Origin of the sequence: Xanthomonas sp. NCPPB 3569 (genome assembly GCF_041475645.2) — a bacterium.
In the GTDB taxonomy this organism is placed as follows: domain Bacteria; phylum Pseudomonadota; class Gammaproteobacteria; order Xanthomonadales; family Xanthomonadaceae; genus Xanthomonas; species Xanthomonas phaseoli.
The window spans coordinates 171,087-191,538 of the sequence record NZ_CM192969.1 but is presented as its reverse complement, the minus strand read 5'-3'; the positions used below and the strand labels follow the sequence as shown (position 1 = coordinate 191,538).

Below are 20,452 nucleotides of genomic sequence, written 5' to 3'. Positions count from 1 at the left end.
CACGGGTGTGCAAGCGTTTGCGTATGGAAGCACCTACGGCGCTCAGCCTCGCATAGTTAACTTGTGACGTAGCTTGCATTTGATGATCTACCAACGTTCGTTGGGACCAAGGCAACTTGAGGTTATATGGTCAAGCCGCACGGATCATTAGTATCAGTTAGCTCAATACATTGCTGTACTTACACACCTGACCTATCAACCACGTAGTCTACATGGTTCCTTTAGGGGGCTTGTGCCCCGGGAAGTCTCATCTTGAGGCGCGCTTCCCGCTTAGATGCTTTCAGCGGTTATCGCTTCCGAACATAGCTACCCGGCAATGCCACTGGCGTGACAACCGGAACACCAGAGGTTCGTCCACTCCGGTCCTCTCGTACTAGGAGCAGCCCCTCTCAAACTTCCAACGCCCATGGCAGATAGGGACCGAACTGTCTCACGACGTTCTGAACCCAGCTCGCGTACCACTTTAAATGGCGAACAGCCATACCCTTGGGACCGACTACAGCCCCAGGATGTGATGAGCCGACATCGAGGTGCCAAACACCGCCGTCGATATGAACTCTTGGGCGGTATCAGCCTGTTATCCCCGGAGTACCTTTTATCCGTTGAGCGATGGCCCTTCCATACAGAACCACCGGATCACTAAGACCTACTTTCGTACCTGCTTGATCCGTCGATCTTGCAGTCAAGCACGCTTATGCCTTTGCACACAGTGCGCGATGTCCGACCGCGCTGAGCGTACCTTCGTGCTCCTCCGTTACTCTTTAGGAGGAGACCGCCCCAGTCAAACTACCCACCATACACGGTCCCTGATCCGGATAACGGACCTAGGTTAGAACGTCAAGCACGACAGGGTGGTATTTCAAGGATGGCTCCACTGCAGCTAGCGCCACAGTTTCATAGCCTCCCACCTATCCTACACAGACGAACTCAACGTTCAGTGTAAAGCTATAGTAAAGGTTCACGGGGTCTTTCCGTCTTGCCACGGGAACGCTGCATCTTCACAGCGATTTCAATTTCACTGAGTCTCGGGTGGAGACAGCGCCGCTGTCGTTACGCCATTCGTGCAGGTCGGAACTTACCCGACAAGGAATTTCGCTACCTTAGGACCGTTATAGTTACGGCCGCCGTTTACTGGGGCTTCGATCAAGAGCTTCGCCTTGCGGCTGACCCCATCAATTAACCTTCCAGCACCGGGCAGGCGTCACACCCTATACGTCCACTTTCGTGTTTGCAGAGTGCTGTGTTTTTGATAAACAGTCGCAGCGGCCTGGTTTCTGCGACCCTCTTCAGCTATAGCTCGCACGAGCCACCAAAAAGGGTGCACCTTCTCCCGAAGTTACGGTGCCATGTTGCCTAGTTCCTTCACCCGAGTTCTCTCAAGCGCCTGAGAATTCTCATCCTACCCACCTGTGTCGGTTTACGGTACGGTCTTCGTGAGCTGAAGCTTAGGAGCTTTTCCTGGAAGCGTGGTATCAGTGACTTCGCCAAAAAGGCTCGTCTCGGTGCTCGGTCTTAAAGGATCCCGGATTTGCCAAAGATCCAAACCTACCGCCTTTCCCCGGGACAACCAACGCCCGGTACACCTAACCTTCTCCGTCCCTCCATCGCACTCACGCGAGGTGCAGGAATATTAACCTGCTTCCCATCGACTACGGCTTTCGCCCTCGCCTTAGGGACCGACTAACCCTGCGTCGATTAACGTTGCGCAAGGAAACCTTGGGCTTTCGGCGTGCGGGCTTTTCACCCGCATTATCGTTACTCATGTCAGCATTCGCACTTCCGATACCTCCAGCAGACTTCTCAATCCACCTTCGCAGGCTTACGGAACGCTCCTCTACCGCGCATAAAACAAGTTTTATGCACCCCAAGCTTCGGTTCACTGCTTAGCCCCGTTAAATCTTCCGCGCAGACCGACTCGACCAGTGAGCTATTACGCTTTCTTTAAAGGGTGGCTGCTTCTAAGCCAACCTCCTGGCTGTCTATGCCTTTCCACATCGTTTTCCACTTAGCAGTGAATTTGGGACCTTAGCTGTGGGTCTGGGTTGTTTCCCTTTTCACGACGGACGTTAGCACCCGCCGTGTGTCTCCCATACAGTCCGTCTCGGTATTCGGAGTTTGCAATGGTTTGGTAAGTCGCGATGACCCCCTAGCCATAACAGTGCTCTACCCCCGAGAGGATACATATGAGGCGCTACCTAAATAGCTTTCGAGGAGAACCAGCTATCTCCGGGTTCGATTAGCTTTTCACTCCTAATCACAGCTCATCCCCGTCTTTTGCAACAGACGTGGGTTCGGGCCTCCAGTACCTGTTACGGCACCTTCACCCTGGCCATGACTAGATCACCCGGTTTCGGGTCTACTGCCCGCGACTATGCGCCCTTATCAGACTCGGTTTCCCTTCGCCTCCCCTATACGGTTAAGCTTGCCACGAACAGTAAGTCGCTGACCCATTATACAAAAGGTACGCAGTCACTCTTGCGAGCTCCTACTGCTTGTACGCACACGGTTTCAGGATCTATTTCACTCCCCTCTCCGGGGTTCTTTTCGCCTTTCCCTCACGGTACTGGTTCACTATCGGTCGGTCAGGAGTATTTAGCCTTGGAGGATGGTCCCCCCCTATTCAGACAGGGTTTCACGTGCCCCGCCCTACTCGTCTTCACTGGAGTGGCCCTTTTAAATACAGGGCTATCACCTTCTATGGCCAATCTTTCCAGATTGTTTTTCTAAAGCCATTCCAGCTTAAGGGCTGCTCCCCGTTCGCTCGTCACTACTCAGGGAATCTCGGTTGATTTCTTTTCCTCCGGTTACTTAGATATTTCAGTTCACCGGGTTCGCTTCCAGCAGCTATGAATTCACTGCAGGATACTGCCGAAGCAGTGGGTTTCCCCATTCGGACATTGCCGGATCAAAGCTTGTTGCCAGCTCCCCGACACTTTTCGCAGGCTACCACGTCCTTCATCGCCTCTGACCGCCTAGGCATCCACCGTGTGCGCTTATTCGCTTGACCATATAACCCCAAGTTGCCTCGGGGCCATACGCCGTGTTGTGTGGGGTACAAAGCCACCAACGCGAACATACGACTCAATTATTTAGGGACTCGAAGTCCCCGCCTTAGCCTCAACGACACGTTTAGATAGATATCTCAAACGCTCGCTACGTCACAAGTTATAAAAGAACATGTCTCAGCCTCAACGCTGAGCCATATAAATTCTTAAGTGTGCACTACATTCAGAGTGGTGGGTCTGGGAGGACTCGAACCACCGACCTCACCCTTATCAGGGGTGCGCTCTAACCACCTGAGCTACAGACCCAAAGTCGTTTCACTCAAATGGTGGAGCCTGTCGGGATCGAACCGACGACCCCCTGCTTGCAAAGCAGGTGCTCTCCCAGCTGAGCTAAGGCCCCATGATGGGACTTTCGCATACCGGCCTGTGCCGATACGCATCTCTGAATGCAGGTAATTTGTGAGGACGCCCGACAGGACGATGACGTCATGCTCAAAAGGAGGTGATCCAGCCGCACCTTCCGATACGGCTACCTTGTTACGACTTCACCCCAGTCATCGGCCACACCGTGGCAAGCGCCCTCCCGAAGGTTAAGCTACCTGCTTCTGGTGCAACAAACTCCCATGGTGTGACGGGCGGTGTGTACAAGGCCCGGGAACGTATTCACCGCAGCAATGCTGATCTGCGATTACTAGCGATTCCGACTTCATGGAGTCGAGTTGCAGACTCCAATCCGGACTGAGATAGGGTTTCTGGGATTGGCTTGCCCTCGCGGGTTTGCAGCCCTCTGTCCCTACCATTGTAGTACGTGTGTAGCCCTGGTCGTAAGGGCCATGATGACTTGACGTCATCCCCACCTTCCTCCGGTTTGTCACCGGCGGTCTCCTTAGAGTTCCCACCATTACGTGCTGGCAACTAAGGACAAGGGTTGCGCTCGTTGCGGGACTTAACCCAACATCTCACGACACGAGCTGACGACAGCCATGCAGCACCTGTCTCACGGTTCCCGAAGGCACCAATCCATCTCTGGAAAGTTCCGTGGATGTCAAGACCAGGTAAGGTTCTTCGCGTTGCATCGAATTAAACCACATACTCCACCGCTTGTGCGGGCCCCCGTCAATTCCTTTGAGTTTCAGTCTTGCGACCGTACTCCCCAGGCGGCGAACTTAACGCGTTAGCTTCGATACTGCGTGCCAAATTGCACCCAACATCCAGTTCGCATCGTTTAGGGCGTGGACTACCAGGGTATCTAATCCTGTTTGCTCCCCACGCTTTCGTGCCTCAGTGTCAGTGTTGGTCCAGGTAGCCGCCTTCGCCACGGATGTTCCTCCCGATCTCTACGCATTTCACTGCTACACCGGGAATTCCGCTACCCTCTACCACACTCTAGTGACCCAGTATCCACTGCAATTCCCAGGTTGAGCCCAGGGCTTTCACAACAGACTTAAACCACCACCTACGCACGCTTTACGCCCAGTAATTCCGAGTAACGCTTGCACCCTTCGTATTACCGCGGCTGCTGGCACGAAGTTAGCCGGTGCTTATTCTTTGGGTACCGTCAGAACAATCGGGTATTAACCGACTGCTTTTCTTTCCCAACAAAAGGGCTTTACAACCCGAAGGCCTTCTTCACCCACGCGGCATGGCTGGATCAGGCTTGCGCCCATTGTCCAATATTCCCCACTGCTGCCTCCCGTAGGAGTCTGGACCGTGTCTCAGTTCCAGTGTGGCTGATCATCCTCTCAGACCAGCTACGGATCGTCGCCTTGGTGGGCCTTTACCCCGCCAACTAGCTAATCCGACATCGGCTCATTCAACCGCGCGAAGCCCGAAGGTCCTCCGCTTTCACCCGTAGGTCGTATGCGGTATTAGCGTAAGTTTCCCTACGTTATCCCCCACGAAAGAGTAGATTCCGATGTATTCCTCACCCGTCCGCCACTCGCCACCCATAAGAGCAAGCTCTTACTGTGCTGCCGTTCGACTTGCATGTGTTAGGCCTGCCGCCAGCGTTCACTCTGAGCCAGGATCAAACTCTTCACTTAAAATTACATGCCCGAAGGCAAATACTTTAGCTGCAGAAGTCCAACCACTGGCAACTTATCGCTTGCAAAGCAATTAATATGTTGCTTGATTAAACGTCTGCAAGATGGACAATCATCCTTCCTGCAGGCGTCCGCACAAATTACCTGCGCACACTGTCAAAGAACTTGGGGAGTGGCCTCAGCGCCGTTCCCGTCAGCTTCGTCGTTTCCGTCGAAGCGAGCCGCCCATTATAGCGGACTTTTTCTTGCCGTCAACACCTCATTTCGAGGTGGCTGACGCTGCTTCGCTTCGACCCAAAGGTTTTCTGCGAAGCGAGCCGGCCATATTAGCAGGCTTTTCATCCTCGTCAACCCCTCGTGAAGAGGAAGTTGCCGCCGCTGCACTTCAATCTGCCGAAGCGTCTTTCCGTATAGCGAGCCGCCCATCATAGCCGGCTTTTTCGTTTCGTCAACACCTTGTGATGTTTCCGATTCGCCTCGTTCTTAGTGCGATGCTTCGAGAAGCGCCGCCGTCCTGAGCGAGGCCGCGCAGTTTATCGAGACCACGCAGAAGTGCAAGCACTTTTTGACACTGGCATGACATCGACTCCGATCCACGCAGATACCGCGCGCGATTGCGCACTCCAGCCGCATCCCCCACGCACGCGGGCTGCAAGCTCACTGATCGACACCCAAAGGCGTAACGCTGCGGTATCGATCGCGGGTTGGCTCGATGAAAATGCATGTACCAGACACAGAGCGCCCTCATGCCCGCTTCCCGCAATCTGCTTCGCGATCTCTCCCTGCCTGCAATTGCTGCCGGTTTTGTCACCGTGCTGGTGGGGTTCGCCAGTTCTGCGGTGATCGTGTTCGAGGCGGCACGCCACCTGGGCGCCGACCAGGCGCAGATGGCGTCGTGGATGTGGGCGCTGGGCATCGGCATGGGGGTGACGTGTATCGGCTTGTCGCTGCGCTACCGCGTGCCGGTGGTCACGGCCTGGTCCACGCCGGGCGCGGCGATGCTGATCGGCAGTGCGGCCGGAGTGCCGTTAGGCGAGGCGGTCGGTGCGTTCGTGGTGGCCGCGGTATTGGGGATGGTGGCCGGGTTTTCGGGATTATTCGAACGGGCGATCCGGCGGATTCCGATTTCGCTTGCTTCCGGGATGCTGGCCGGCGTGCTGTTGCGCTTCGGCCTGGACCTCTTTGTGGCGATGCAGAGCCAGGTGCTGCTGGCGCTGGCGATGTTGGCGACCTATCTGGGCGGGCGGCGCTGGTTTGCGCGCTATGCGGTGATTGCGACCTTGTTGGTGGGTATTGCGATCGCTGCCGGCGGGGGGCTCCTGCGGTTGCAGGCCGTGCAGCTGCAACTGGCCCATCCGGTGCTGGTGATGCCGTCGCTATCGTGGGCGGCGCTGTTCGGCCTGGCGATTCCATTGTTCGTGGTGACCATGGCCTCGCAAAACGTGCCGGGCGTGGCGGTGATCCGGGCGTCCGGCTATGCAGTGCCGATCTCACCGACGGTCGGCTGGATCGGTGCGGTCAATACGGTGCTGGCGCCGTTCGGCGGCTTTGCGTTGAATCTGGCGGCGATTACTGCGGCGATCTGCATGGGTCGCGAAGCGCATGAAGATCCGGCGCGGCGCTACACCGCTGCGGTCAGCGCGGGTGTGTTCTACGTGGTGGTCGGGTTGTTCGGTGCGACCGTGGCCGCGGTGTTCGCGGCCTTCCCGCGTGAACTGGTGATGGCCATTGCCGGGATCGCGCTGCTAGGTACGATCGGCAATAGCCTGGCGGCGGCATTGCGCGAGGACAGCGAACACGAAGCGGCGTTGATCACCTTCCTGGTCACCGCCTCCGGGCTGACGCTGGGCGGGATCGGCGCGGCGTTCTGGGGCCTGGTGGCCGGAACGGTCACATTGCTGGCCTTGCGGACGACAGCAGCGCCCTAGCACGCCTGCACGCGGATGGAGCAAGCGGTGCGGCAGGCGCATGGGCTGGCCGCATGCCGGTGATCGCAGCGTTCTTACTCCGGGTCGCGCAACTGCAGCAGCCAGTGCGCAGTGACGCCGCTGGGGCTGGGCAAGGGTTCGAGATGGAACTGGCGATACACCGGTGCACCATCGCGGGTGCGCAGCGGCAAGGTGACGTAGGCGGCGCGCCCCAGGCGCAGCGCCTCTTCGAGCAGTTCGACCTTGCTGCGGGCGGCATCGTCGGCCAGCAGGGCGAGGATGTCGCAACCGATCAAGTCGGCCACTTCGGTCTGGCTGAGTTCGGCGAACGCCGGGTTGACGAACATCAGCCGGTGCGCAGCGGTGTTGGCGCCACGCTCGATGATGGCCACTCCGTCGCGCAGCCGTGACAGCGAGGCTTCGAGCAGGGTGAAATCCTGCTGGAAGCGCTTGCGTTCCATCAGTTCGATCAGCACGCGCAGGCTGCGCGCCGATTCCAGATGCAGCGCCGACCAGCGCCGTGCGCGACCGCGCACGGTCTGCTGCCACAGATCGAAACTCTTGCGTGGCGACAGCCGCGAATTGGGGATGTCCTGCAGCTTGGCCAGCTGCGGGTTGCCGGCCCATTTGACTTGCTGCACCTGCTCGCGGCGCGTCCACAACAGGGCGCTGCGCGATTGCGGCATCAGCGGCACGAAGATGAAACCGGCTGCCAGCGGCGCGAGGTCGGCCAGCTCGGGAAACACCTCGCCGATGGCGTCCACATGCAGGGCGCCGACCGCATCCTCGCGCAGGGCGTCGTGGTGCTCGGATTCGATGTGTTCGCGGATGCGGCGCAACGCCTCTGCATCCGGCACGCTGCCATGACGGCTGATTTCGTTGCCGTGGAAGATTGCCACGCCATCGGCATCGACCACGTCCATCAGGTCCGGGGCCATGTCGGCGAGCATGTCGACGGTCAGGTGCTCGGCGTCGTTGAAGTCGGTGATCAGTTTTTCGCGGATGGTGAGCAGCACCGACTCCAGCCGCGCCCGCCCCACTGCCTGCAGCGCGCCGATGCGCCCGGCCAGCGCGCGGGTGACCGCATCGGTGGCATCGCGCATGGCATGGCTGGTGAAGTGCGGGCTGTAGTGGTGACAGGAAATCAGCCCCCATAGCGCATCGTTGACCACGATCGAGGACACCAGGGTGGCGCTGACGCCCATGTTGGCCAGGTATTCCAGATGCACCGGCGAGACGCTGCGCAGGCTGACATCGCTCAGATCCACCGGCGTGCCCAGGCGCGGATGCAAGGTGGGCTGAATCGGCGACGGCTGGTAGCGCACATCGGCGATCTGGCGTACGCGGTTGCGCAGGTACAGCGCGCGTGCCTGCGCGGGGATGTCGCTGGCCGGGTAATGCAGGCCCAGATAGGCCTCCAGTTCGGGCTGGCGCGCTTCGGCGATGACATCGCCATTCCACTCTTCGTCGAAGCGATACACCATCACCCGGTCGAAGCCGATCATGCTGCGCAGGCCCTTGGCCGCGCGCACGGCCGCTTCGTCGATGCCCGCATCGCGCTCGATGCTGCGCAACAGCGGCAGCGCTTCGCGCAGGGTGACATCCATCAGGCGCGCGTCGCGCGGCTCGATTTCGATCAGCCACTGCTCCGGATACAGATGCCAGGCGGCGACCCAGGGATGATCGGTCGGCGCGCTGCGCTGCGGGAAGCGCACATCGGCGTGCAGCAGGTGCTGCGGTTGATCGTCTACTGCAAATGGTTGCGCGTCGGGCAGTTCCAGCACCTGGGTGTACGGCATGCCCAGCAAGGCATCCATCGGCACGCCGAGCAGGTCGGCGGCGGTGCTGCTGGCCTGCACGATGCGGCCATCGGCCGGTTCGATCACCAGCAACACGCCGTAGGGCTGGATCAGGCCGGGAATATGGATCGGTTCCCGCGCGCAGACATCCATATCCAGAGGTTGAGTGGGCTGATTCACGGCTGTGGCTCCGCTGCGAGGCAAGCATGGAAGTGGGCGAACATGGCCTGCGCGCCGTCGATGGCGGCGTCGCGTGCGGATGGGGTGGCCAGGCGTCGGTCCAGCGCTGCCTGGAAGCGGCGCCAGCCGGCCGGGTCGTCGTCGGCCATCTCGAAATAGCGCAGGGCGCCGGCCAGCGCGGGCTGCTGTTTGCGCAAGCTGCGAGCGATCACCCGTCCACCGAGCTGCGAGCCTTCGATGACGTACAACATGCCCCAGCGCGCGGCATCCTCGGCACTGGCGGGCAGTGCGACCGGCAGATCCGGTTGCTGGCCAAGCGCGTGCAGGTCATCGCGCAGTGCCGGCACGCGACGGCGGTACTGCCAGCCGTTGCCGACCAGGGTGGTCAGCCAGTTGCCGTACTGTGTTTCGAAGCCGGCCAGCAAGGCGTGGTGGCGGCGCAGGATCTGCGCATAGGCCGCCGAATCGACCTGCCCCTGCGCTAACGCCTGCATCAGCGGCACCGCTTCGACCAGGCGATGGGCATCCTGGGTGGCATGGCGCAGCGCGAGCGCAGCCGATGGCGGAACTGCCAGGACGTCGGAAACCATAGGGGCTCAAGGCGGTGCCGCGGCACGAAGGACACCAGCCTAGCAGTGCCTGCGCAAATCGGAAAAAGCAGACGCGAGCGCAAGCTGAATAGGTTGGCTTCACGGCTGCGCCGCGGGTGCGGTGCCGGCGCCGCGCGCCGCCCGTTTCCAGGCCATGCCCCAGCCTGCGGCCAGCAGCACAGCGGCCAGCAACCACGGCGCGCCCGGCAGATGCAGCGGCGCACCGCTGCCGATGAACCAGGCGAAGACATTGGCGAACAGCAATGGGCCGGCGATGCCGGCCAGGCTGACCAGACCGGTGAGCGCGCCCTGCACGCGACCTTGCGCGTCGGCGCCGACCTCACGGGTGATCAGGGCCTGCGCGGACGGGGCGGCGATGGCCCACAACGCACTGATCGGCACACCGACCAGGAAGGCAGTGCCGCTGTCGGCCAGCCCATAGATGATGAAGCCGATCACCCCGCAGCCCAGCCCCAGCAACAACGCGCGGCGTTCGCCGAGCCGGCGCACCAGGCGGCCGACCAGCAACGCGTTGACGATGATGTTGCAGACACCGACACCGGCCAGTACCCAGCTCACTTCGCGCGGGCCCCAGTGGTACTGGTAGCCGGCGAACAGTACGAAAGTGCTGGGATAGACGTAGTGCGCCAGGTTGGCCAGGAACACCACCGACGCCAGGCCGAACACCTGTGGGTAGCGGCGCAGCAGTTTGAGCGCGCCCAGCGGATTGGCGTGCGACCAGTCCAGCCGCGCGGTGCGGCGTTCGGCGGGCAGCGATTCGGGCAGCACGAACCAGCCATACAGCACGTTCAACAGGGCAAGCCCGGCGGCAAACCAGAACGGCCAACGCAACCCGATGCTGCCCAGCCAACCGCCGATCAACGGGCCGGCAACAAAGCCGATGCCGAAGGCAGCACCAAGCATCCCGAATGCGCCGGCGCGTTTGTCCGGTGGGGTGACATCGGCGATGTAGGCATTGGCGGTGGAGAAGCTGGCCGAGCACACGCCGGAGATGATCCGCGCCAGCAGCAGCATCGGCAGGCTGTGGGCGATCGCCATCAGGACGAAGTCCAGGCCCAGGCCCAGGCACGAGAGCAGGATCACCGGGCGGCGACCGAAGCGGTCGGAGAGCGCGCCCTGCAACGGCGAGCAGACGAACTGGATGGCAGCGAACAGGAAGCCGAACCAGCCGATCCAGCCGGCAGCCACCACGTAGTCGCCACCGGTGAAGTGGCGCACCAGATCCGGAAGTACCGGAATGATCACCCCGAAGGACAGCACGTCGATCAGGACGGTGATGAAGATGAAGATCAGCGCGGCGCGGCGGCGCCCCGGGACGGGAGCGGAATCGGGAGAGAGGGACATCGCGCGGCCCGGGGTGATGAGGCCGGCAGTGTAGCGGCACAGGGAGGGCAGCTACCGGCGGTGCATTGGTTGCGCTGCGTGGCCCCGCGCAGCCTGGCCTCTGGTTCGCAGTGCCTGGCATGGCTGCCGGCCCTCATCCGCCCTTCGGGCACCTTCTCCCGCAGGCGGGAGAAGGCAGCGCGGTGGCGTGGCTGGCGTGGGTGGCGTGGCTGGTGCCGGCGATCGGTTACTCGACGCTGATGGTCTGGGTCAGGGTGTGGCTGGCGCCGGGAGCCAGTTCGATGACGTCCGGGCCGGCGTTGGCCGCTTCCAGGCAGACATAGTCGCGCCAGCCCTCGCCCACGTCGGCCATCTTCTTGCCGGCCTCTTCGCCCGGGTTCCAGGCCACCAGCGAGCGGCTGCCTTCGGTGGCGATGACGATGCGGCGGCCGAGCACCGGGTCGGTGAGCGTGTAGCGGCCACCGGCGTCGATGTAGATGCGGTCGCTACGGCCAGGATCGCGTGGGTCGCGCAGGCTCCAGTCGCCTTGCTGGCGGTGGGCGGTGGCGTAGTTCTCGTATTTATCCAGATAGTCCAGGCCGTCCAGGCCCTGCACGCTGACCTTGAGCGCGTCGCCGACGCGGAAGTAGTTATGCAGCGCCTGGGTGAAGCGCACCGGAGCGGCACTGGTGTTTTCGGTGATCAGGCGTTGCTCCAGCGTGCGGCCGATGCGCAGCGTCATGCGCAGGCGCAGCGCCAGGTCGTCGAAACGCGGCGGAGTGAGCGTGAGTACCACGGTGCCGTCGTCTTCGCGGCGGCTTTCGGTGAGTTGCCAGGCCACCGTGCGCACGAAGCCGTGGGCGGGGACGTCGCCGGTCTGGTCCTGGCGGCCGAAATACGGCCAGCACACCGGCGCGCCGCCGCGGATCGGGGTGGGCGGCTGCTTGGCGATGGGCGAGAGCCACATCACGTCCTGTCCGCCCTTGGGCACGAACGAGAGCAGCTGGCCACCGAACAGGCTGATGGCGGCGGTGGAGAACGGCGTTTCGATCAGCAGCGACGGAAACCCGTGGAAATCGCCTGTGGTCAGGCCGGTGGTGTCGGACATGGGGGATGCCTTGTGGACGCTGGGGGATTGGGCGAAGGCCGGGTATGCGGCCGGCAGCTTGAACGCGGTGGCGCGGATGGCGGCGGCGCCGGCCACCGGCGGGGCGGCGCGCAGCGCGGTGAGGATGCGTTGGCCGGGGCGGCCGTCGGCCGGTTGCAGGCCCAGGCGGGTCTGCTCGACCTGGATGGCGCGGCGAGTGGCGCTGCCGACCATGCCGTCGGCCTCGCCGATCGGGTAGCCACGGGCGAGCAGCAACTGCTGCAGCTCGCGCCGTTCGGGCCGGCCCAGGCCGGGGTCGTCGGTAGGCCAGGCCGCGATCAGGCCGGGGCCGCCACTTAGGCGGTCGGCGAGCAGGGCAATGGACAGCGCGTAACTTTCGGCGGCGTTGTAGGCGTAGATCGCGTCGTAATTGCGGAACACCAGGAACGCCGGGCCGGTGGCACCGGCCGGCAGCAGCAAGGCGGCCGGCGTTTCTGCCGGCAGTCCGGTCGGTGCCAGCGGTTTGCCGTCGGTGCCGAGCAGGCCGGCGCGTTGCCAGGCCTGTAGCGGTTGGCGGCGGGTGCGCCCGGCCTTGCTGGCGTCGAAGCCGCGCGGCAGGGTGACTTCCATGCCCCACGGACGGGCACGTTCCCAGCCGGCCTTGACCAGATAGTTGGCGGTGGAGGCCAGTGCATCGGGGATGCTGGTCACCAGATCGCGGCGGCCGTCGCCGTCGCCATCCACGGCGATGCGGGCGTAGGTCGAAGGCATGAACTGGGTTTGCCCGAACGCGCCGGCCCAGGAGCCGGTGAGTCCGTCCGCGGACAGATCGCCTTGCTGCAGCAGGCTGAGCAAGGCGAGCAATTCGCCGCGAAAGAACGGCTGGCGGCGGCCGGCGCACGACAGCGTGGCCAGCGACACCAGCAGCGGGCGCTTGCCGGTGACGCGGCCGTAATCGCTCTCCACGCCCCACACCGCCACGATGGTGGCCGGGTCCACGCCGGTTTGTTCGGACAGGCGGCCGAGCAGTTCGCGGTGGGTGACCAGCATGGCCTGGCCATCGGTGACGCGCTGGCTGTCGACCAGGCTGGCCAGGTAATCCCAGATGGGCGTGGTGAATTCGGGCTGCGCGTCCAGCAGTGGCAGGACGCTGGGATCGGGCGCCAGCCCGGCGGTGAAGCGCTGAAAGCTGGCAGCGTCCACGCCCTTGGCAGCGGCCTGGGTCTGCAGGCCGGCCAGGCAACGGTCGAAGGCCGGATCGGCACAGGCTGCCAGCGGCAGCAGCCCCAACACGAGCGGCAATGCGCGCCGGGACAGCGTCATGGCGCGATGGCCGGCGGGTGGGCAGAGGTCATGCAGTGGGATGCTCCTGCGCGGCAAGTCGAGCCGCCGAGCATAGCCAACCTGGATGGTGGCAGGCGTGCAGGATGGCGATAGGTGAGGCGTTCCGGGGTGGTCGGCGGCTCGATGCGAGCGATGGTGCCGCCGGCCCGACTGGCTCAGCTGCCCTCACCGGTAATTCCGGTCAACATCGACAGGGTCGGCGCGGAGGGGGCGTTTTCGGTCACTCGGCGGGTGCGCGCGTGGCGCGGCGCGTCGTGGCGCGGGCCGAAGCGAATCAGTGCGGTCGCCACGCACGCCGGCAGCACGACCGCGAACACGACCGCCGCCAGAATCGCCCATTGCCAGAGATTGAAGGTTGCCATGATCCAAGTCCCCCGCGGCGGAGTTCGCCTGCGCGGCAAGCTTCGGCGATCGGCTGCGAACGCGGCGTCGACAAATGGCGGGTCTGGATGCCGTTCGTCGGGCTGAACCGGGCTTCAGGGCTGCGCGTTGGGATGCGGACGAGTCGGTTGGCTGCGCGGGTGTGAAGACGTGGTTGGGGTTGCTTGGGCTGCGGTAGCGACTGGCCCGGGTCGTGCTCAGCGCGCGTCGAGGTAGTACCAGTGGCCGGCTTCGCGCACGAAACGGCTGTGTTCGGTCATGCGCACCGCGCTGCCGCCACCGATGCGATAGCGCGCCAGGAAGACCACCTCGGCCGTCTCGGGGCCGGTCTCGAGGGTGCGCTGCACAGTCAGGCCAAGCCAGGTGGTGCGCCCGCCTTCGTCCAGCGACAGCGCGGCCGGGCGCGTGGACGGGTGCCAGCTGGCCAGCAGGTACGCAGCATCGCGGCGCACGTAGGCGCTGTAGCGGGCGCGCATCAGGGTCTCAGCGTCAGGCGCGGCGGCGCCGGCGTGGTAAGGGCCACAGCACTGCGCGTAGTTGGCGGGGCGGCCGCAGGGACAGGGGTCGGTGGGTGTGGAGGTTGGCATGCGGGGATTGTGGGGGATGGGATTGGGGATTGGGGCGTTGTTTAGCAGCCTCTTATCGAACAACACGAGGCTTCGCCCCCTACCCTCACCCATCTCCCGCACGGAGAGGGGCTTTGGATGCCGTGACCTGATGTTGCACGGTCTCCATTGGGTATGCGTGGGTGACACGGGGCAGGCATCGGCTCGCTACTGCTGATGCTGATACTGCAACTGCCGACGCGGCTACACCTGCCGCGATTCCGTTGGCTTTTACTGCGGCGCGCGACCTCGGTGCACTCGCTATGCTGTGGCCCCTATTGTGCGGAGCGTGGCCTTGCTGGAATTGATTCCCACCGAATTGCCGTGGCTGCTGTGCATTGCCTTCGTGGCCGGGTTGGTGGATGCGGCGGTCGGTGGTGGCGGATTGATCCAGCTGCCTGGCCTGTTTGCGACACTGCCGCAGCAGGCGCCATCGCTGATTCTGGGCACCAACAAGTTCAGCGCAATGTTCGGCACCGCTGCGTCGGCGTGGCGATACGCGCGCACGGTGCGCTTTCCGTGGCGGCCGGTGCTGTATGCCACCGCGGCGGCGTTTACGTTTTCGTTCCTGGGCGCGACCGCCGTCAGCCTGATGCCCAGGCAGGCGGTGCGGCCGCTGATTCTGGTGCTGCTGATCGCGATGCTGATCTACACGCTGATCAAGAAGGACTTCGGCGCGCTGCATCGGCCACGTCGGATCGGCCGGCGCGAACTGGCCACCGCGTTGGCGATGGGAGCGGCGATCGGCTTCTACGACGGGTTCTTCGGCCCGGGGACGGGCAGCTTTCTGATCTTCCTGTTCATTCGCTTTTTCGGGCTGGATTTCCTGCGCGCCTCGGCGGCGGCAAAAGTCGTCAACCTGGCCACCAACCTTGCGGCGTTGTCGTTCTTCTTGCCCAGTGGACAGGTGATGCTGGCGATCGGCCTGCCGATGGCGGCGGCAAACGTGGCCGGCGCGGTGGCCGGCACAAGGATGGCGTTACGCGGCGGCACGCCATTGATCCGCAAATTGTTCCTGGTGCTGGTGATCGTGCTGATCGGCAAGATGGGCTGGGATCTGCTGCAGCAGTAATCGCAACGTGCTGGCGATGCGAGATGCTCGATGGGTGACGCCACCGCGCAGATGGCGTCGCCCGTGCCCGATGGTCAGCGCTTGCCGCGCGACTGCGCCGTGCCTGGCTTGGCGCCGCGCGTTTTGGCCGGTGAAGCAGTCGTCGCCGCGCGCTTGGAGCTTGTCTTGCCGGCACCGCGTACTGGCTGCCCGGTCGATGCAGCTGTTGCACGTGGCTTGGCTGCGGCAGTTTTCACCGCCGCAGAGGCGGTGGCGCCCTTCCCGGATGTGGCGCTGGATGCGTTTGTGGCCGCAATCGGCTTGCCCGGTGTTTTCGAAGACCGAGTGGTCTTGCCGACGCTGGACCTGGATGCAGCTGCCGAAGGCACCGCCGACGCACCCGATGCGCGTTTGTCGGATGCCGCCTTGCTAGCCAAAGCTGGAGTGCGCAAAGTCGATTTCTTGGTCTGCATTGCTTGCGACTGTGCCGCAGCGCGCGTGGAAGATGCGGTCTTGGCGGTCTTGGCGTTCCTGTTCTGCTTGTTCGCCGTCGCGACTGCCGGCGTGCGCTGACCGGTCTGCGTTTCCGGCGCCGCGGACAAGGTCTCATCGGTGGCAGGCGATGCCGTGGGCACTGCGGCGCCGTCAATTGCCATGCCATCTGCGCTGACAGCGCCCTGCACTCCTGCAGGCTCGCCCGCAGCCTCGATCGACGGCGCAGCATCAACGGCATCGGCAACTGCCGGCTCATCGCCACGCGCGCGCTCGGGCAGCTTCAATCGCTGTGCCTGCTCGTCGTATTCGATCAGCAACACGCCGGAGTTGTGGCGGCCGCTGATTTCGACAAAGCACGCGCCGCCGATGAAGGGCTCCAAGGTCATCACCGACTTCAACGGCGTGGCCACCACCATCTGGAAGCCGAAGTTCTCGAAGATATTCATCGCAAGCGCAGTGAATTCGTTGTCGGCCTTGTCGAAGGCTTCATCCAGCACCACCGCGCAGTAGCGCGGCAGTTCGCCGTCTTCGCCGCCGAGCTGGTAACGCAACGCGGCCGCCAGGCAGGTGGTTGCCAGCTTCTGGCGCTGACCGCCGGATTTGCCGGCGCCGCTGCGGTAGATCTCCACCTGCGCACGGGTCTGGGCGTCCAGCTCCACACCGATGAACTCCACATGCAGGCGCACGTCCAGCACCTGCTCGCGCCAGCGGCGTGCCTCCGGTTCCTGCGCGCCCAGGCGCGCCACCAGCGCGCGCAAGGTGGAAAACTGCGCTTCGGCCAGGGCCCGGTCTTCGGTCTGTTGATGCGACAGCACTGCGCGCAACTGCTGCTGGAATTCCTGCACTTCGGCCAGGCGGCGGTCGCCGACCTCGATGGTCAGGATGGTGTCGCGGTTGAACGGCACCTGCTCCAGGCTGGCGTTGACCTCGTCCATGCGCTGCTTGATGCCCTTGTGGGCCTCGGCGGTGTGGCGCTGCAAGGCCAGCAGGTTGTTCTTGCTCTGGGTCTGCAACAAATCGAAGAAACGATGCTCGTGCCGCGGCAGGCCATCGCTTTCCAGCCGGTCCAGGCGCGCGAGGAAATCGTCGGCGCTGGCAAGGCTCACGGTGAAATCGCCGCTGTCTTCGGGCCACTGCTGGCAATACTTGCGGAAGCATTCCAGCAACTGCGCGCTGAGCCGGCTGTCGCGGCCCTGGCTGTCGGCCAGCTGCTCGGCCAGGCCACGTTCGACCACGCGAAAATGCGCTTCCAGATTGTCCAGCGACAGCGGCGTCAAGGCGGCGAGCCGTTCCCGCAGGCCCTGCAACTGGGTGGGCGTGAGCGTAGCGCTGCCGGCGCGGCCCGCACATGCGGCATGCTGCTGTTCGAGCCGCACGCGCTCGCGCGCCAGTTGCGCGCGCTCCAGCCGCACATCTTCATAAGTGCGCTTGGCCTGGTCGCGCAAGGTGCGTGCGGTGTCGATGGCCTGGCCGAGCGCGCGCAGGCCACTGTTGCCTTCGCGCAGCTGCACTAACTGTTCATCGATATCGCTCAGGCGCTGCAGCTTGGGACCGACGTCGATCTCGTCCCAGTCGCGCTCCACCAGGGTGTGGGCAGCCAGTTGGCGCTCCTGGTCCTGCTCACGCTGCTTGCGCAGCGCTGCGACATCGGCATCGCAGCTGGCGATGCGCTGGGCCAGCGCCTGCGCTTCGCGCTCGAACACCTTGAGCTTGTCGCGGTTGTCGTGACCGAGCAGCCAACGCTTGCGGTCGTTGACGGCGTGGCGGTCGTCCTTTTCGTAACGATCGCCCGGGTGCTTGACCTGGCCCTCGCGGGTGATCGCGCGGTCGGCGTTGCGCAGTGCGGCGGCGTTGTCCACGCAGGCGTAGTCGAAACGGCGGGTGAGCTCGTTGCGCAACCATTCGGTAAAGGCGTGCTCGCGCAATTGCAGCTTGCCGGGCAGCGCGCCGGGATCGACCCGCCGCGAGTGCAGCTCGTCGTTACGGCGCACACGGAAGTACACCAGGCGCGTACCGATATGGGTGCGGTTGACCCATTCACTGACCTGCGCGTAATGCCGCTCGTCCACCAGCAGCGACTGCGCGAAGCCGTGCAGCACACGCTCGATGGCGCCGCGCCAGGCCGATTGGTCTTCGCGCACCTGCACCAGCTCGCCCACGAACGGCAGCGCAGCCTCGGCAATGCCGGTGTCTTCGCACAAGCGCGCGCGCAGCGTCTGCATCGGTGCGGGCATGCTCGATGGCGCGCGCTTCAGCGCATCCAGTTCGGCGCGGATCTCGGCAAAGCGGCGTTCGTCGTCGCGCCGCGCGCCCATGCGCTCGGCGATCGCCTCGTCCAGCGCGCTGGCGTCGTGCTTGCCGTTATCCAGCACGGTTTGCGCATGCGCGACCTGTGCGGCAAAGCCGCTGGCGCCGGCCGCCAGGGCGGTACCGAGCTGGCGGCAGGCCTGTTCGATCTGCGCACGGCGACGCAGGCGTTCGTCGCGCTCGCGCTCCACACGCGCACGCTCGCGTTCCAGTTCCTCGATCTGCTCGCCACCGGCAGCACGCTGCTCGCGCTCCAAGCCAACCAGTTTTTGTTCGTGGTTATCCAGCGATTCGCGGCGCTGGCCTTCTTCGCCGGCCAGTCCACGGTCCTGGTTATCGAGCTCCTGCAAGCGCTCATCCAGCAGGGCCAGCCGCTGCTGCTCGCGGTAGCTGTCCACGCCCAACTGCAGCTCGCGCAACTCGCCAACGCTGTGGCGCAACGCCATCAGCGCCGCATGGTGCTCGCGCGCGGGGGTCAGCGTTTCCACCTGGCGCCGCGCGGTGACCACCGCATGGTGGGCGCCATCGAGTTCGGCAAAATCCTCCACCAGCCGATCGGCCGCTTCGAAAGTGCGCGGCTCATCCAGCATGAAGCCGCGCAGGAACGCATTGAGATCGCCCAGGTTCTTGGCCGACTGGGTCTTGTGCAGCAGCCGCAGCGCCATCTCGTTGCCGATGCCCAGCGCATGCCGGAAGCGTTCGGCATAGCCGGCGAAGCCGTCGAAATGCGCCACTTCCTCACCCAATCGCGCCTTGAGCTTGCGCAGGTCCAGATCGAAGCCATCCAGCTCGGTCGCCACGTCGAAACGGCGTGGCGCGACCATGTAGTGCCGCCGCACATCGGCTGCCGCGTTACCGCTGCCGGCGATCCAGAACAAGCGGATCAGGCTCACCGCCTCGCCGTGCGCATTTGCGTATTCCAGCACCAGCGCGGTCCAGGTCGCGCCCTTGCGCAGGTATTGGGTGGCGATTTCGCCGGACGCGCTGTCCTGCTGATCGGCCCACGCACCGCGTACATACGACACCAGACTCCGATCGCGCCCGCTGCGCTCGGCTTCGCGCGCGGCGGCGTTGAAGTCGACGATGCTCGGCGGCGTCAGCAGTGCCGACATCGCATCCAGCAAGGTGGACTTGCCCGAACCCGAACGCCCAACGAACAGGAAGCCCTTTTCCGCAATCGGCACTTCGGTCAGCCCGTTGAAGGTGCCCCAGTTGTGCACCTGCAAGCGGCGCATGCGGAACTGCTGCGCACGTTGCTCGGCAAGCGTCTCGGCAAACAAGGAAGCACCCGGCGACGCCGGCGACAGGTTGGACTGGGAATTCATTGCTCACTCACCAAAACAGAACGACAGAGACGCCAAGGACAGACCATTACGAACGGTGAAGCTTTCTTTGGGGTGCGGTGATGCGGTGATGCGGTGATGCGGTGATGCGGTGATGCGGTGATGCGGGTCAAGTTTGAGCAACGGATGGAATGCGTGGACGGCTTCGCGACCGGGGTCGCTCCTACAGAGAAGCAGGTTCTTTGCACCGGCTGGCGTGGAGGTCGCACCAGTGCGACGAAAGCTACGGGTTTTCGAGCACCTGCAGCACTAACCCTGTCCACATCGGCCGATCACGACCACCATCACTCCTTCCTAGTCACTGCATCACGACATCCCTGCTTTGCTGCTTTGCTGCTTTGCTGCTTTGCTGCTTTGCTGCTTTGCTGCTTTGCTGCTTTGCTGCTTTGCTGCTTTGCTGCTTTCAACATCGTGTTGCTGATGCAGACCCTTGCTGTTGCTGTTGCTGTTGCTGTTGCTGTTGCTGTTGCTGTTGCTGTTGCTGTTGCTGTTGCTGTTGCTGTTGCTGCTGTTGTTGCTGCTGTTGTTGTTGTTGCTGTTGCTGTTGCTGTTGCTGTTGCTGTTGCTGTTGCTGTTGCTGTTGCTGTTGCTGTTGCTGTTGCTGTTGCTGTTGCTGTTGCTGTTGCTGTTGCTGTTGCTGTTGCTGTTGCGTAAGCAGTTTGCACTTCGCGGCCCCATACCGCAGCGGCAAGGCCGGCAGATACAACCCGCAGGGCGGCGCGCATGGATGCGCGACGTTTTTGTAAGGGACAGGGATGTCCCTTACAAAAATTTCTGCCGGACTTGCGCACCCGCAGCGCCGAAGGCGCGTAGGGCGCGAGGACGGGGTGTGCTTTCTTTTGGTTACTTTTCTTTGCACAAGCAAAGAAAAGTGACTCGCGCCCGACAGGGCGTGAAAGCTCTACCCCGCGACCAAGCAAACCCAGATCACTCAGCACGCACCACACACCG

The 20,452-nt window shown here is 63.3% G+C and carries 10 protein-coding genes, 2 tRNA genes and 2 rRNA genes; 3 read left to right on the top strand and 11 right to left on the bottom strand.

Features of this window, described 5'->3' with window-relative positions:
* Positions 1-126: 126 nt before the first annotated feature.
* From ACCQ03_RS00765 to ACCQ03_RS00750, 4 genes are all read right to left on the bottom strand, one after another.
* Positions 127-3,007: ribosomal RNA gene (locus ACCQ03_RS00765) — 23S ribosomal RNA — on the bottom strand.
* Positions 3,008-3,234: 227 nt separating this feature from the next.
* A tRNA-Ile gene (locus tag ACCQ03_RS00760) sits at positions 3,235-3,311 on the bottom strand.
* A gap of 18 nt (positions 3,312-3,329) precedes the next feature.
* Positions 3,330-3,405 (bottom strand) — tRNA-Ala (locus ACCQ03_RS00755).
* A 95-nt stretch (positions 3,406-3,500) separates the two neighbouring features.
* A 16S ribosomal RNA gene (locus tag ACCQ03_RS00750) occupies positions 3,501-5,047 on the bottom strand.
* Together the 16S and 23S rRNA genes with 2 tRNA genes alongside form the textbook arrangement of a ribosomal RNA operon.
* 746 nt (positions 5,048-5,793) lie before the next feature.
* On the opposite strand from ACCQ03_RS00750, the gene ACCQ03_RS00745 reads away from it, so the two are divergent.
* Complete coding sequence (locus tag ACCQ03_RS00745) at positions 5,794-6,975, top strand: benzoate/H(+) symporter BenE family transporter (RefSeq protein WP_057678980.1); 1,182 nt, start codon at positions 5,794-5,796, stop codon at positions 6,973-6,975.
* A 74-nt stretch (positions 6,976-7,049) separates the two neighbouring features.
* Here the strand turns inward: ACCQ03_RS00745 and bphP are convergent, their stop codons facing one another.
* The 6 genes from bphP to ACCQ03_RS00715 all read right to left on the bottom strand — a co-directional run bounded on the left by bphP (position 7,050) and on the right by ACCQ03_RS00715 (position 14,287).
* Positions 7,050-8,954, bottom strand: coding sequence for a bacteriophytochrome BphP (bphP, locus tag ACCQ03_RS00740; protein WP_057678979.1), 1,905 nt, complete (start codon positions 8,952-8,954; stop codon positions 7,050-7,052).
* Complete coding sequence (locus ACCQ03_RS00735) at positions 8,951-9,544, bottom strand: biliverdin-producing heme oxygenase (RefSeq protein ID WP_057678978.1); 594 nt, start codon at positions 9,542-9,544, stop codon at positions 8,951-8,953. The genes bphP and ACCQ03_RS00735 overlap by 4 nt, the downstream gene beginning before the upstream one ends.
* A 99-nt stretch (positions 9,545-9,643) precedes the next feature.
* Positions 9,644-10,909, bottom strand: a complete 1,266-nt coding sequence (locus ACCQ03_RS00730; protein ID WP_057678977.1) for a TCR/Tet family MFS transporter — start codon at positions 10,907-10,909, stop codon at positions 9,644-9,646.
* Positions 10,910-11,135: 226 nt separating this feature from the next.
* Positions 11,136-13,298: a lytic murein transglycosylase gene (locus ACCQ03_RS00725; RefSeq protein WP_150147253.1), complete on the bottom strand. Its 2,163-nt coding sequence runs from the start codon at positions 13,296-13,298 to the stop codon at positions 11,136-11,138.
* Between the two features lie 176 nt (positions 13,299-13,474).
* Positions 13,475-13,681 carry a hypothetical protein gene (locus ACCQ03_RS00720; protein WP_057680167.1) on the bottom strand — a complete coding sequence of 69 codons (207 nt, stop codon included), beginning with the start codon at positions 13,679-13,681 and terminating at the stop codon, positions 13,475-13,477.
* Between the two features lie 216 nt (positions 13,682-13,897).
* A complete protein-coding gene (locus tag ACCQ03_RS00715; RefSeq protein ID WP_209227415.1) occupies positions 13,898-14,287 on the bottom strand; it encodes a YchJ family protein in 390 nt (129 codons plus the stop codon).
* Between the two features lie 307 nt (positions 14,288-14,594).
* On the opposite strand from ACCQ03_RS00715, the gene ACCQ03_RS00710 reads away from it, so the two are divergent.
* Positions 14,595-15,377: a sulfite exporter TauE/SafE family protein gene (locus ACCQ03_RS00710; protein WP_204243825.1), complete on the top strand. Its 783-nt coding sequence runs from the start codon at positions 14,595-14,597 to the stop codon at positions 15,375-15,377.
* A 74-nt stretch (positions 15,378-15,451) separates the two neighbouring features.
* On the opposite strand, the gene ACCQ03_RS00705 is transcribed toward ACCQ03_RS00710, so the two are convergent.
* The gene (locus tag ACCQ03_RS00705) at positions 15,452-19,483 is read right to left on the bottom strand and encodes an SbcC/MukB-like Walker B domain-containing protein (protein ID WP_209227417.1); all 4,032 of its coding nucleotides are present in this window, start codon (positions 19,481-19,483) and stop codon (positions 15,452-15,454) included.
* A gap of 120 nt (positions 19,484-19,603) precedes the next feature.
* On the opposite strand from ACCQ03_RS00705, the gene ACCQ03_RS00700 reads away from it, so the two are divergent.
* A complete protein-coding gene (locus ACCQ03_RS00700) occupies positions 19,604-20,155 on the top strand; it encodes a hypothetical protein (RefSeq protein ID WP_372359851.1) in 552 nt (183 codons plus the stop codon).
* The last annotated feature ends 297 nt before the right edge of the window (positions 20,156-20,452 follow it).

Coding starts and splice junctions, on each gene's coding strand:
- ACCQ03_RS00745 (WP_057678980.1), top strand. CDS start 5,794: ATGCCCGCTTCCCGCAATCTGCTTCGCGATCTCTCCCTGCCTGCAATT.
- ACCQ03_RS00735 (WP_057678978.1), bottom strand. CDS start 9,544: ATGGTTTCCGACGTCCTGGCAGTTCCGCCATCGGCTGCGCTCGCGCTG.
- ACCQ03_RS00730 (WP_057678977.1), bottom strand. CDS start 10,909: ATGTCCCTCTCTCCCGATTCCGCTCCCGTCCCGGGGCGCCGCCGCGCC.
- ACCQ03_RS00725 (WP_150147253.1), bottom strand. CDS start 13,298: ATGACGCTGTCCCGGCGCGCATTGCCGCTCGTGTTGGGGCTGCTGCCG.
- ACCQ03_RS00720 (WP_057680167.1), bottom strand. CDS start 13,681: ATGGCAACCTTCAATCTCTGGCAATGGGCGATTCTGGCGGCGGTCGTG.
- ACCQ03_RS00715 (WP_209227415.1), bottom strand. CDS start 14,287: ATGCCAACCTCCACACCCACCGACCCCTGTCCCTGCGGCCGCCCCGCC.
- ACCQ03_RS00705 (WP_209227417.1), bottom strand. CDS start 19,483: ATGAATTCCCAGTCCAACCTGTCGCCGGCGTCGCCGGGTGCTTCCTTG.
- ACCQ03_RS00700 (WP_372359851.1), top strand. CDS start 19,604: ATGCGGGTCAAGTTTGAGCAACGGATGGAATGCGTGGACGGCTTCGCG.